Here is a 13,940-nt window from a genome sequence, read left to right as displayed (position 1 = left end):
AATTGGTTAACGGGTAAGGATGTCCTGACCCTGACCGGGCGAATCGTGGACTCGGGGATCACCGCTATGGCACGCTGAGCCTTATTTGATTGCGTTTCCCGCGAGGATCCCATGCGAGCCCTTGTTGCCCTGCTGTTTGGTGCGGGGCTGATCGCGCCGCTTTCCGCCACCGCCCAAGAGGTCGTCCCCGACCGCTACCTGTCGATTGCGCGCGATGTCGATCTGCCCGGAAACGACCTTCGCCCGCTGTTCGACACGACGCTGGAGGCCTGTTCAGCCGCCTGCCGCGCCGATCCCGAGTGCGCCGCCTTCACCTTCAACAGCCGCAACGACAGCTGCTTTCCGAAATCGGCTGCGGGAGAGAGCGCAGACTACGCTGGCGCGTTCTCGGGGGTATTCCGTCCCACAGATGCGGGCGTTCTGGCGCGGTTGGAGGACCGGATCGGGCAGCTTGGCTTCCTGCGGGAAAGCGATTTCGAGCTTGCCCGCGACCAGGCGCTGGCCATGGCGCGGGCGCATTGCGGCGGGGCGTTTCCCGCCAACGACTGGCGCGACGTGTCGCAGCGTGAAGAGGCGGATGGCAACCTCGTCGGCGCGATGCGCCTGATGGGCGCCGGGATCACGCGCGGGGACCTTGCCGAGGACTGGACCGATTACGCGCGGCTTCTTCTGGCCATCGAAACGGAGGATCCCAGCCGCCAGCGGGAATATCGCCGCGCGGCCCTGCGCGCCGCCACCAATGCCGCGCTGCGCGCCGCCCCCGGTGAGGCCCTGGCCCGCGCAGCGACGATTCTTGCACACTCGCTGGAAAAGCAGGGGCGCGGGCGCGACGCCATCCCGGCCCTGCGCCTTGCCATCACTGAGGCACCCACCCCCGCGCGGGAAGAGGCGCTGGACCGCGTCCTTGGGCTTTACGGGTTCCGCGTCACCGACACGCGGGTCGAGGCCGAGGCCGAGTTTCCGCGCATCTGCGCCATCTTCTCGGAACCGCTGGCACCGGGCGGCGTACTGTTTGATGACTTCCTGCAAACGACCGAGGACGGATTGGCCGTCGAGGCCGAGGACCGGCAGTTCTGCATCACCGGCGTCAGCCACGGCTCGCGCTATGAATTCACCCTGCGCGCGGGCCTTCCCGCCGCGTCGGGCGAGGTGCTGCGCGCGCCGGTGACCTTGCGCCAATACGTGCGCGACCGGCAGCCGAGCGTCCGTTTCGCCGGCCGCGCCTATATCCTGCCGGCCAGTGCGGGAGGCACCATCCCGCTGGTCGCGGTGAACACCGATCTCGTCGACCTGCGGCTTTACCACGTCTCGGACCGCAACATCCTGCGCACCTTGCAGACCCAGTATTTCGGGCGTCCGCTGGCCGATTGGGAACTGACTCGCTTCGCCGAGGAGATCGGGGAAGAGATCTGGCAAGGCGAGGCCGAGGTCGCGATGGAGCAGAACCGCTCGGTTACCACGCGCCTGCCCATCGGGGAGGTGCTGGACGGGCGCGAACCGGGTCTTTACGCGCTGGAGGCCTCTGTCGGCGGTGCGGGGACGCGCTCGGACAGCGCGACGCAGTGGTTCCTTGTCAGCGACCTTGGCGTCACCACCCTGCGCGGGGCGGACGGGGTGCATGTGATCGTGCGGTCGCTGGAAACGGCAGGCCCGCGCGCGGGCGTGTCCGTCTCGCTGGTGTCGGCCTCGAACCGGGTGCTGGGCGAGGTCACGACCGATGCCGAGGGTTATGCCCATTTCGACGCCGGGCTGGCCCGCGGAGAGGCGGGCGCAGCACCGGCCATGGTCAGCCTGCGCGACGGGGAAAGCGATTTCGCCTTCCTCAGCCTGCGCGAGGCCGAGTTCGACCTGAGCGACCGCGGCGTCGAGGGGCGCGAACCCGCCGGCGCGATCGACCTTTTCCTGACGACCGAGCGTGGCGCTTACCGCGCGGGCGAGGCGATCCATGCGACCGCGCTGGCGCGCGACGGCCGGGCCGGGGCGGTGACGGACCTGCCGCTGACCGCGATCCTGAACCGGGCGGATGGCGTGGAATATGCCCGCCAGTTGATCGAAGAGGTCGGCGGCGGGGGCTATGTCTTCGATTTCGATCTGGGCGCGGACGTGCCGCGCGGGACGTGGCGCCTGTCCGTGCATGCCGACCCGGATGATGCGCCGCTCTCCTCCACCAGCGTGCTGGTCGAGGATTTCCTGCCCGAGCGGATCGACGTCGCCCTCGGCATGGACGAGGGGCCATTCACCCCGGGCGACCGGCCGCGCCTGTCCGTACAGGCCGATTACCTGTTCGGCGCGCCCGCCAGCGACCTCGAGGTCACGGGGCGCGCCGCCTTGCGCCCCACCCGCCGCACCGAGGACTTTCCCGGCTACCTCTTCGGGCGTCACGACGACCAGCCCAATGCCGAGTTCCCGACGCTCTCCGCCACCGCGACGGGCGATGACGGGTCGGCCGCCCTGCGCATCCCGATCCCGTCGCTGTCGGGGGCCCCGCAGCCCGCGCGCCTGACGGTCACCGCGCAAGTTGCCGAAGCCTCCGGGCGTCCAGTCGAACGGAGCCTGACGCGCGTGGTCCTGCCCGACACGGCGATGATCGGGATCCGGCCGCTATTCGACACGACCCTGCCCGAGGAGGCCGAGGCCGAATTCGACCTGATCGCGACCGGCGCCGACGCCCTGCCCGTCCGCTGGGTCCTGAACCGGGTCGAGCGGCGCTACCAATGGTATCGCCAGAACGGCAACTGGACGTGGGAGCCGATCACCACGCGCAGCCGGATCGCGACGGGCGAAACCACGCTTGGCGACACGCCCGAGCGCCTGACCCTGCCCGTCGATTGGGGCAGTTACGAGTTGCGCGTGGAAAGCGATGCCAGCGCCTATGCCGTCACGTCGGTTGGTTTCGACGCGGGCTGGTACGGGGCCGAGGGGGCCACCGACACGCCCGATGTCCTCGAGGTGTCGCTCGATGCCGAAAGATACGGCGCTGGCGACACCGCGACGCTGCGCATCGTGCCGCGGCAGGGCGGCGTGGCGCTGGTGCAGGTCATGTCGAACCGGCTGATCGACATGCAGATCGTCGAACTGGGCGACGACCCGACCGAGGTGACCTTGCCCGTGACCGAGGACTGGGGGGCCGGGGCCTATGTCACCGCCTCTCTGATCCGGCCCATCGGCGCGGTCTCTGGCCCGGTGCCGACGCGCGCCATGGGTCTGGTCCATGCCGCCGTCGATCCCGGCGCACGCGCCTTGGACGTCACGCTGGAGACGCCCGAGGAGGCCCGCCCACGCCAGCCGCTCGAGGTCGCGCTGCGCGTAGACGGTGCGGTCGAGGGCGAAACCGTCCATGCCACCATCGCGGCGGTCGACCTGGGGATCCTGAATCTGACCGGCTTCGACAGCCCCGATCCGCAAGGCCACTATTTCGGCCAACGGCGGTTGGGTATGGAGATCCGCGACGTCTATGGCCGCCTGATCGACAGCCGCGACGGCGCCGAGGGGCGCATCCGGCAAGGTGGTGACGCGGGCGCTGGCCTGCGGATGCAGGCCCCGCCGCCCACGCAGGAGTTGGTGGCCGAGTTTTCCGGCCCGCTGACGGTGGGCGCGGATGGCCTGGCGCGCGCCAGCTTCGACATGCCCGCCTTCAACGGCACCGTCCGGCTGATGGCCGTGGCCTGGTCCGAGACGGGCGTGGGGCAGGCCGAGGCGGATGTCATCCTGCGCGACCCCGTGGTGGTGCAGGCCAGCCTGCCGCGATTCCTCGCCCCCGGCGACAGCGCGCGGATGCTGCTGGAACTGACCCATGCCGAGGGCGCGACGGGCGAGATGCAACTGGCCATCGAGACGGATAACGGCGTGCGGATTGGCGAAGTGCCGGATGCAGTGACCTTGGGTGAGGGCGAAACGCAGCGCCTGTCCCTTCCGATCGAAGCCACCGGAGCGACCGGCGTTCAGGAGATCCGCGTCGCGCTGACCACGCCGGATGGTATCGAATTGATGCAAGATTTGGTGCTGCCCGTGCAGGTGAACGACCCAGAGGTCGCGGAAACCAGCCGTGTCACCCTTTCGCCCGGCCAGAGCTTCCTTCTGGATGCCGCCGCCTTCACCGGTTTCCGCGAAGGCGTGGGGCGGGTGACGGTTGCGGCCGGACCGCTGGCGCGGTTCGACGCGGCGGGCCTTCTGACCATGCTGGACCGCTATCCCTACGGCTGTACCGAGCAGGTGACGAGCGGGGCGCTGCCGCTGCTCTACCTGTCCTCGGTCGCCGAGGCGCTGGACCTTGGCACGGCCGAAGACCTCGGGCTGCGGATCGACGATGCCATCGGGCAGGTTTTGACCAACCAGTCGGCGAATGGCGGGTTCGGATTGTGGCGCGCCGGGTCGGGTGACCTGTGGCTCGATGCCTATGTGACCGATTTCCTCAGCCGCGCGCGGGCGCAGGGGCACCGCGTTCCGGCGCAGGCGTTTCAATCCGCGCTCGACACCCTCGCCAACCAGGTCGCCGCCCATCCCGATTTCGAGGAGGGTGGGCAGGGCCTTGCCTATGCGCTGATGGTTCTGGCGCGCGAGGGGCAGGCCAGCATGGGCGACTTGCGCTATTATGCCGACGTGAAGGCCGACAGCGTTGCCACGCCGCTGGCCTTGGGTCAGTTGGGGGCGGCGCTGGCGATGTATGGCGACCAGCCGCGCGCCGATACGATGTTCCGCGCGGGCTATGCCCTGTTGCAGGAGCTTGAACGCGAGGGCGAAGGCCAGTTCTGGCGCGCCGATTACGGCAGCGACCGGCGCGATGCCGCGGGCCTTCTGGCACTGGCGGCGGCGTCCGGGTCCGAAGCCGTGCCCTTCCCTGCCCTGTCGGAGTCTCTGGCCACCGTAAACCGGCCCGTTTCAACGCAAGAGGCGGTGTGGAGCCTGCTGGCCGCCCATGCGCTGATCGACGACCCGAGCGCCGGTGGCCTGCGCATCGACGGCGAGGTGGTGAACGGCCCGCTGGTCGAAGTGATGCAGGCTGGCGATGCCGCCCGCACCCTCGAAAACGCGGGCGCGCGCGACGAAGTTCTGACGATCACGCGCTTCGGCGTGCCCGAGGGCGCGACCGAAGCCTTCGGCAACGCGTTCCGCATCACCCGCAGCTACCTGACGCTGGAGGGTCAGCCGGTTGACCCGGCGCAGGTCGCGCAAGGCACCCGCATGGTCGCGATCCTGACGGTGACGCCAACCAGCGGCACCCGTGAAGGCCGCTTGATCGTGAACGATCCGCTACCGGCAGGCTTCGAGATCGACAACCCGAACCTTCTGCAATCGGGCGACCTTGCCGCAGTGCAGGGGCTGGACCTGTTCCTTGGGACCGAGATGGCAGAGTTCCGGCAGGACCGCTTCCTTGCCGCCGTCGACAGGCGCGGCGATGCCGGCCAGTTCCGCCTGGCGTACATCGTGCGGGCGGTCACCCCCGGGGACTTCCACCACCCCGCGGCCAGCGTCGAGGATATGTACCGCCCGCAATACCGCGCGCAGACCGCCTCGGGCCGGGTCGTGATCGCAAGCGAATGATCAAACGGGTCATCACCACGCTTCTGGTCGCGCTGCTACTGGCGGCGGGTGCGGGCGCGTGGTGGCTGGATCGCTGGATCGACGCCACCGAGATCCCGCCGCTGGTGCTGGAAACCGGGGTCGAGGTGCTGGACCGCGACAACCGCCTGCTGCGCGCCTATACGGTCGAGGACGGGCGCTGGCGCCTGCCGGTCAGCTATGGCGCGGTGGACCGCGATTTCGTCGAGATGCTGATCGCCTACGAAGATCGGCGGTTCTGGAGCCATTCCGGCGTCGATCTGCGGGCCTTTGGCCGCGCGGCGTGGCAGGCCGTGACCTCGGGGCGGATCGTTTCGGGGGGATCGACCCTGACCATGCAGGTGGCGCGCCTGTTGGAGGACTCAGGCACCGGGGCGCTGGACGGCAAGATCCGGCAGATCCGTCTCGCCTTGGCCCTGGAGCGGGTGCTGTCGAAGGAAGAGATCCTGACGCTCTATTTCCACCTCGCCCCCTATGGCGGGAATATCGAGGGGATCCGCGCCGCGACGCTGACATGGTTCGGGGTCGAACCCAACCGCCTGACGGCCGCACAATCGGCGCTGCTGGTGGCCCTGCCGCAAGCGCCCGCGTCCCGACGCCCCGATCGCTTCCCCGAGAATGCCCGCATCGCACGCGACCGGGTGCTGGACCGCGCCGTGCGCTTCACCTCGCTGACCGAAGCCGAGATCGCCTGGGCGCGTGAAGAAGCCATCCCGACCGAGCGCCGCCCCTTCCCCGCCCTCGCCGCGCATCTGGCCGACCGCGCCGTCGCCGAGCGGCCCACGCAAGGCACCCATCGCCTGACCCTCGATGCCGGGCTACAGGCCCGGATGGAGGACCTTGCCCTGCGGGCCATCGAGGGGCGCGGCCCGCGCATGAGCGCGGCGATCATGGTGATGGACCACCGAACCGGGGCGCTGTTGGCCTCGGTCGGGTCGCCCGACTACACGGATGTGACGCGCGAGGGCTTCGTCGACATGACAACCGCCGTGCGCTCGCCCGGTTCGACGTTGAAGCCGCTGATCTACGGGCTGGCCTTCGACGAGGGGCTGCTGCACCCCGAAAGCCTGATCTCGGATCGGCCTATCGATTTCGGCGGCTACGCGCCCCGGAATTTCGACAACGCGTTCCGGGGCGAGGTTTCGGCCGCCGAGGCGCTGCAATTGTCGCTGAACATCCCCGCCGTGACCCTCCTGCACGAGATCGGGCCAGCGCAGATGCTGGCCGCCATGCGCCGCGCCGGGATGGAGATCGAATTGCCCGTGGGAGAGGAGCCTGGTCTGGCCATCGCCCTGGGGGGGATCGGCACGCGGATGGAAGACCTGATGCGCCTTTACGCGGCCATCGCGCGCGGCGGTGTCGAGGTGCCCTGGCACTGGCGGCAGGGCGATACGGCCACCGAGGGGCAGCGCGTGATCGGCCCCGTCGCGTCATGGTATCTTGGCGACGTGCTGGGCGATGTCCCGCCCCCGGCGAGCGCCCCGCGCAACGGCCTGGCCTTCAAGACCGGCACCAGCTACGGGCATCGCGACGCCTGGGCCTTCGGGTTCGACGGGCGGCACGTGGTGGGGATCTGGATGGGGCGGGCCGATGGCGCCTCGGTTCCCGGGGCGTTCGGCGCGGACCTTTCGGCACCGCTTCTGTTCGAGGCCTTCGCGCGGATCGACGGCGATCTGGCCCCGCGCGCCGGTGCGCCCGAGGGGGCATTGACCCTTTCGCACGGGCAGCTTCCGGCGCCGTTGCGCCGGTTCACACCCGCCCATGCCGCCGTGCCCGAGGCTGACGGCCCCGAGATCGCCTTTCCCCCGGAGGGCGCCGTTTTGGCCTGGCAACCCGACCTGCCCGTCACCGCGCGCGTGGCCGATGGAACGCCCCCCTTCACATGGCTGTGGAATGGCGCGCCCGTCGCCTCAGGCCTGCATGACCGCGAGTTCGCCCTCGACCGGCCCGGCCTGGGCTTTGGCGAATTGATGGTGATCGACGCGGAGGGCCGCGCCGGACGCCGCGCGATCGAGATCGCGGCGCCCTAGTTAAGGCCAGGCTCAGATACGCTCGATGGCGAGCGCGATGCCCTGCCCGCCGCCGATGCACATGGTGATCAGCGCCTTGGAGCCACCGATACGCTCCAACTCGTAAAGCGCCTTGACGGTGATGATCGCGCCCGTCGCACCCACAGGGTGCCCCAGCGCGATGGCCCCGCCATTCGGGTTCACCTTGGCCGGGTCGAGGCCGAGGCCCTTATTCACCGCCAGCGCCTGCGCGGCGAAGGCCTCGTTCGACTCGATGACGTCGAAATCTGTGATGGAAAGGCCGGTCCTCGCCAGCAGGTTCTCGACCGCGGGAACCGGGCCGATCCCCATGACCTCGGGGCGCACCCCGGCATGGGCATAGCCGATCACGCGGGCGCGCGGCGTCAGGCCCGCCTTTTCCGCCGCATCCGCGCGGGCCAGAACCAGCGCCGCCGCGCCGTCATTGATGCCCGAGGCATTGCCCGCCGTCACCGTGCCGTCCTTCTGGAAGACGGTGCGCAGACCGGCCAGCGCCTCGGCCGTCGTAGCCTTGGGGTGTTCATCCGTGTCAAAAGGCACAAGATCGCGTTTCACCTTCACCTGGACCGGCACGATCTGGTCCTTGAACCGGCCTTCGGCGATGGCCTTGGCCGCACGCTGCTGACTTTCCAAGGCAAAGGCATCCTGCGCTTCGCGGGTGATCTCGTGCTCCTTGGCGACATTCTCGGCGGTCACGCCCATGTGGCCGGTGCCGAAGGGGCAGTTCAGCGCGCCCAGCATCATGTCTTTCGCGCCCACATCGCCCATCTTCTGGCCCCAGCGGGCATCGGGCATGATGTAGGGGGCGCGGCTCATGCTTTCGGCGCCGCCGGCAAGGCCGAACGCGGCATCGCCCATGGCCAGCGACTGAATGACCGAGACGATGGCCTGCGCACCCGACCCGCATAGACGGTTCACGTTCATCGCGGGCGTCGTGTCGGGGATGCCCGCCTGCATCGCGGCGACACGGCTGAGATACATGTCGCGCGGCTCGGTGTTGATGACATGGCCGAAGGTGACGTGGCCGATCTGGCCGCCCTCGACTCCCGCACGCTCCAGCGCGGCCTTCGTGGCGACCGTGCCCAGGTCGATCGGCGCCACGCCCGCAAGCGAGCCGCCAAAAGTGCCGATGGCGGTCCGCGCACCGGATAGAATGACGATATCGTCCATGAGATCCCTCCCCCGTCTCAGGTAAGTCACGTTGGCTCTGGTTAAGCCAAACGGCAAGGCGAGGGTAAAGAGCGACGTTGCGTTTTATGCAGCGTCGTCCCCGTCGGGATCGTGCTCCATCAGGCGTTCCAGCCCGGCGAGGAACGCGTCGGCATCGGGGCCCAGACGCGACTTCAACTCGCGTTCAAAGACATGCGCCTGCTGCGCAAGAGCGTGGAAGATGGACTTGCCTTCGTCGGTCAGCTTCAGCTCGACCAGGCGGCGGTCGGACTGACTGACCGTCTTGGTGACAAGGCGGGCGGCCTCAAGCCGGGCAGCTGCGCGCGAGACCTTGGACTTGTCCATGTCGACACGCCGGTGGATCTCGCGGACGGAGACCGATGCTTCCTCGTTGAGATGCGCGAGCACCCGCCACTCGGACCGGCTCAGCCCGTATTTGGACCGGCACCTATCAGCATATTCGCGGCTGATCCGACCAGCCAGAACGGCAAGGCGGTAGGGAAGGTAATCGTCGAGGCGAAACGACAGGGACATGGCACATGACTACTCTTTGCAAACTGCAACTGTCTTACGTAAAACGATGAATTTGGCAAGGTGGAGTTCAGGAGAAGGGCGCCCGGCGGAAGGCCGGACGCCCTTTATGCTGCAATGTCCGGCTCAGGCGGCGTCGAATTGTAGCGGGCGGATCTGCTGGAACATGCCGGTTTCGCGCAGCGCGACCAGGGCCGGCTCAGGTGGCTGTTCGTCGAGGTAGAGAAGCGCGATGGCCTCCTCACCCGCGCCCGACCGGCCGAGCGTGAAATTCGCGATGTTCACGCTGTTCTCGCCCAGCGTCCGGCCCAGGGTCCCGATGATGCCCGGCACGTCCTTGTTGGTCGTGTAAAGCATGTGCTCGCCGATCTCGGCATCGATGTTGATGCCCTTGATCTGGATGAAGCGCGGCTTGCCATCGGAGAACACCGTACCCGCAATCGAACGATCCTTGACGGCCGTTTTCACATGCAGGCGGATATAGCCGTCGAACACGCCGGTCTTGTCCTGCGTGGTGGTCGAAATCTCGATCCCGCGCTCGCGGGCGATCACCGGCGCGGACACCATGTTCACGCCCGGGTTGGACGGCTTCATCAAGCCCGCGATGGCAGCGCAGTTCAACGCCTGCAGGTTCATGTCCTTGACCAGGCCGTTATAGGTGATCTCGATTTCCTCGATCGCCTCTTCGGTCAGTTGGCCGACAAAGGCGCCCAGGTGCTCGGCCAGCTTGACCCAGGGGCCCATGATCGCGGCTTCCTCGGCCGTAACCGACGGCATGTTCAGCGCGTTCGTGACGGCCCCGGTCAGAAGGTAGTCCGACATCTGCTCGGCCACCTGGAGGGCGACGTTTTCCTGCGCCTCGGTGGTGGCGGCGCCAAGATGCGGTGTGACCACGACATTGGGCAGGTTGAACAGCGGGTTCTCGGTGGCGGGTTCTTCCTTGAACACGTCAAAGGCCGCACCCGCGACGTGACCGTCCTTGATCAGCTGCGCCAGCGCCGCTTCGTCGACCAGACCACCACGGGCGCAGTTGACGATGCGCACGCCTTTCTTGGTCTTCTTGAGGTTCTCTTCCGACAGGATATTCGCCGTCTTCTCGGTGAAGGGTACGTGCATCGTGATGAAATCGGCGCGGGCCAGCAATTCGTCGAGCTCGACCTTGGTCACGCCCATGGACTTGGCGCGTTCCTCGGACAGGAAGGGGTCGTAGGCCATGACCTTCATCTTCAGCCCAAGCGCCCGGTTGCAGACGATGGAGCCGATGTTGCCGGCCCCGATGACACCAAGGGTCTTGCCGGTCAGTTCCACGCCCATGAAGCGGGATTTTTCCCACTTTCCGGCATGGGTCGAGGCGTTGGCCTCGGGGATCTGGCGGGCCACGGCGAACATCATCGCGATGGCGTGTTCGGCGGTGGTGATGGAGTTGCCGAAGGGCGTGTTCATCACGATGATGCCCTTCTTCGACGCCTCGTGGATATCGACATTGTCCACGCCGATCCCGGCCCGGCCGACCACCTTGAGGTTCGGGGCGGCGGCGATGATCTTTTCGGTCACCTTGGTGGCCGACCGGATCGCCAGACCATCATAATCTCCAATGACTTCAAGGAGCTTGTCCTTGTCCTTTCCGATGGAGGGGTCGAAGGTCACGTCGATGCCGCGATCGCGGAAAATCTGCACGGCGGTTTCAGAGAGCTTGTCGCTCACGAGCACTTTGGGGGCCATGGTGATGGGTCCTGTCGTTTGAAAATCGGGAAAGACGGCGCCACCCGGCGCGAAAATCCTTCACGAAGGATTTTCGGCCCGGCAGGATTTTCGGGAAAATCCTGCCTCGTTGGAGGGCGCGATCAGATCTTTCAGGCGGCCTGGGCCTGCGCGTCGATCTCGGCGTGGAAAGCCCAGTCGAGCCAAGGCAGCATCGCCTCGATATCGGCGGTTTCCACCGTCGCACCGCACCAGATCCGCAGACCGGCGGGGGCATCGCGATAGGCGCCGATATCCAGCGCCACGCCCTCGGCCTCCAGCCGCTTGGCGACGGCCTTGGCAAAAGCGGCGCCATCGGTGATCCGGTCATCGGTGAACTTGAGGCAGACCGACGTGTTCGACCGCGTCGCCGGATCCTCGGCAAGGTTGTCGATCCAGTCGCGCTCGGCGCAGAAATCGAAGATGGCCTGCGCGTTGGCATCGGCCCGCGCCATCAGGGTAGGCAGGCCGCCGATGGCCTGCGCCCAGTCCAGCGCCAGCAGGTAGTCCTCGACCGCCAGCATGGAGGGGGTGTTGATCGTCTCGCCCACGAAGATGCCTTCGATCAGCTTGCCGCGCTTGGTCAGGCGGAAAATCTTGGGCAGGGGCCATGCGGGGGTGTAGTTTTCCAGACGCTCGACCGCGCGGGGGCTGAGGATCAGCATGCCGTGCGCCGCTTCGCCGCCCATTACCTTCTGCCAGGAGAAGGTCGTCACATCCAGCTTGTCCCAGGGCAGGTCCTGCGCGAACGCGGCAGAGGTCGCGTCGCAGATCGTCAGGCCCTCACGGTCGGCCGGGATCAGGTCGCCATTCGGGACGCGAACGCCCGAAGTGGTGCCGTTCCAGGTGAAGACGACGTCGGTGTTGAAATCGACCTCGGCGAAATCGACGATCTGGCCGTACTCGGCGGTCTTCACCTCGGCCTCGATCTTGAGCTGTTTGACAGCGTCGGTGACCCAGCCCGCGCCAAAGCTTTCCCAGGCAACCATCGTCGCGGGGCGCGCGCCCAGCAGCGACCACATGGCCATCTCGACCGCGCCGGTGTCCGAGGCGGGCACGATGCCGATGCGATAATCGGCGGGCACGCCGAGAACCTCGCGCGTCGTTTCGATCGCGGCTTTCAGCTTGTCCTTGCCGATCTTGGCCCGGTGCGACCGGCCCAGCGCGGCGCCAGACAGTTTATCGAGGGAAAAAACGGGGGGTTTGGCACAGGGGCCAGAAGAAAAACGCGGATTGGCCGGCCGCGTGGCCGGTTGGTCGATAGTCATGATCTGATACCCTCTCAGATATACGCCCCTCGTTGGGGAGGGGTGTCCCGCCGCCGCACATACGGGGGACCGACAGGACCGACAAGCCGGAAAATGTGACCAAAGCGTCGCAACCGGGCGATCTGGCGACTGAGAATGAAACGCCGAAGCGCAAGGTGTTTTGCGCAAACGAAGGGTAACACCCTGATTTCATGGGTTTCGTCAGCTCAGCAAAACAGGCAGATCTGGCAGCGCGATCAACGCTTCACGCAGCGTCTTGCCCATCGGAATTGACAATAAACTTGCGCGAGTAGATTAAGCCGACTTAAACTTAAGATTGAATTCCTCGCGAATGAAAGGATTGCGGCGTGAAGGATCAAGCCCAATTCCTGCTTTTCGATCTCTGCGAGTACCTGCCATTCCAGATGTCCGTCATCTCTGGCCGCGTGTTCCAGCAAGTCATGGAAGATGCAGGTCTACAAGTGCCCGAATGGCGGATCATGATGGCGCTGCCGTCGAACCAGCCCTGCTCGTCCCAGGATCTGTGCATCCTGACGGCGATGGATGCCGCGCGGGTCAGCCGCGCCCAGCGCCGTTTGGAAGAGTTGCAGATGATCTCGGTTATCCGCGACACGGAGGATCGGCGGCGCCTGGTCGTGAAATTGTCGGACAAGGGCTCGGACGAGGTGAATCGCCTGCGCATCCTGGCGCGCGCTGCGGAAAGCAACATGCTCGATTCGCTCGGCCCGGAAGATCGCGCGCAACTCAAGACCGCCATCAGCGGCCTTTACGATCAGCTCTGATCCAACAGCAACCTGGTCAGTGTCCCGTCGGGTGATTCCAGCCCGGCGATGATGGTGAAGTGATTGTCACCGGGCAGATGCACCGCCTGCGTGTCGACGCCCATCCCCGTCCAGATATTCGCCAGAAGATCGTTCTGGCGTAGGAACTCGGGCCGTTCCTCGGACCCGACCGCGCAGGTCAGGCGCAGGCCCGGGCGCGGGGTCAACAGGGCGGGACTTTCTGCTGCGGCCTCCTCGGCATCGAGGCGGAGTGTGTCGTTCATCGCCGTGCGCAGCAGGGGGCGAAGGTCATGCACCCCAGAGATCGACAGGATATGCGCAATCCGGTCCGCGACCGGGTCGGGCAGCACCCCCGGACACCCCATGCGGCTGACCAGATGCCCGCCGGCGGAGTGACCGGTCAGGAAAATGGGGCCATCGGGAACGGCCTTGGCCGCCGCGATGACGGCATGGGCAATCTCTTGCGTGATCTCGGAAATCCGGGCCTCGGGGGCGAGCGTGTAGGTGACGTTCGCCACGGCATAACCAGCGGCCTGCGGCCCGGCGGCGAGATGGGCAAAGGCGCGGCCTTCGAACTTGTGCCAATAGCCGCCGTGGACGATTACGCACAGACCCTGTGCTGCGGTTTCGGGTCGATACAGGTCGAGGAACTGGCGGTCGCCGGACCCGTAATTCAGCACCTCCTCAAAATGCTTGGCGCGGAAGGCTGCCGCGCGGGTAGCCCACCCCGCGACCAAGTCATCGGCCCCGGGGATGTAGGCCCCGTTCTGATAGGCATCGTCCCAATCGGTGATCTGCATGCTGTGATCCTCACTCTGGCATCTGGCTAGCCCGAGGGCGGT

8 protein-coding genes are annotated in these 13,940 nt (G+C 67.0%); 3 read left to right on the top strand and 5 right to left on the bottom strand.

The genetic code is table 11. From position 1 onward, the window contains the following. Positions 1–111: 111 nt before the first annotated feature. Positions 112–5,541 carry an alpha-2-macroglobulin family protein gene (locus tag ABD923_RS12900; protein ID WP_259548455.1) on the top strand — a complete coding sequence of 1,810 codons (5,430 nt, stop codon included), beginning with the start codon at positions 112–114 and terminating at the stop codon, positions 5,539–5,541. Beyond that, positions 5,538–7,589 (top strand): penicillin-binding protein 1C, encoded by a 2,052-nt coding sequence (pbpC, locus tag ABD923_RS12895; RefSeq protein ID WP_259548457.1) that lies wholly within the window; start codon positions 5,538–5,540, stop codon positions 7,587–7,589. Before ABD923_RS12900 ends, pbpC begins: the two co-directional genes overlap by 4 nt. Before the next feature lie 12 nt (positions 7,590–7,601). Here pbpC and ABD923_RS12890 read toward each other — a convergent pair whose 3' ends face one another. From ABD923_RS12890 to ABD923_RS12875, 4 genes are all read right to left on the bottom strand, one after another. Next, on the bottom strand, positions 7,602–8,777 hold the full coding sequence (locus tag ABD923_RS12890) for an acetyl-CoA C-acyltransferase family protein (RefSeq protein WP_259548458.1): 1,176 nt from the start codon (positions 8,775–8,777) through the stop codon (positions 7,602–7,604). Positions 8,778–8,861: 84 nt separating this feature from the next. Further along, positions 8,862–9,311, bottom strand: a complete 450-nt coding sequence (locus ABD923_RS12885; protein ID WP_259548459.1) for a MarR family winged helix-turn-helix transcriptional regulator — start codon at positions 9,309–9,311, stop codon at positions 8,862–8,864. A 123-nt stretch (positions 9,312–9,434) separates the two neighbouring features. After that, the gene (gene serA / locus ABD923_RS12880; RefSeq protein WP_259548460.1) at positions 9,435–11,030 is read right to left on the bottom strand and encodes a phosphoglycerate dehydrogenase; all 1,596 of its coding nucleotides are present in this window, start codon (positions 11,028–11,030) and stop codon (positions 9,435–9,437) included. Between the two features lie 131 nt (positions 11,031–11,161). Beyond that, positions 11,162–12,316 carry a phosphoserine transaminase gene (locus ABD923_RS12875; RefSeq protein WP_259548464.1) on the bottom strand — a complete coding sequence of 385 codons (1,155 nt, stop codon included), beginning with the start codon at positions 12,314–12,316 and terminating at the stop codon, positions 11,162–11,164. A 347-nt stretch (positions 12,317–12,663) separates the two neighbouring features. On the opposite strand from ABD923_RS12875, the gene ABD923_RS12870 reads away from it, so the two are divergent. Then, the gene (locus ABD923_RS12870) at positions 12,664–13,098 is read left to right on the top strand and encodes a MarR family winged helix-turn-helix transcriptional regulator (protein ID WP_259548465.1); all 435 of its coding nucleotides are present in this window, start codon (positions 12,664–12,666) and stop codon (positions 13,096–13,098) included. Here ABD923_RS12870 and ABD923_RS12865 read toward each other — a convergent pair. Continuing rightward, the gene (locus ABD923_RS12865; protein ID WP_259548466.1) at positions 13,089–13,898 is read right to left on the bottom strand and encodes an alpha/beta hydrolase; all 810 of its coding nucleotides are present in this window, start codon (positions 13,896–13,898) and stop codon (positions 13,089–13,091) included. The genes ABD923_RS12870 and ABD923_RS12865 overlap by 10 nt on opposite strands. Between the last annotated feature and the right edge of the window lie 42 nt (positions 13,899–13,940).

Source organism: [Roseibacterium] beibuensis (assembly GCF_039542305.1).
Taxonomy (GTDB): Bacteria; Pseudomonadota; Alphaproteobacteria; order Rhodobacterales; family Rhodobacteraceae; genus Roseibacterium; species Roseibacterium beibuensis.
Note: the sequence above shows the minus strand (reverse complement) of the source record. Positions and strands in the feature narration are given on the sequence as shown.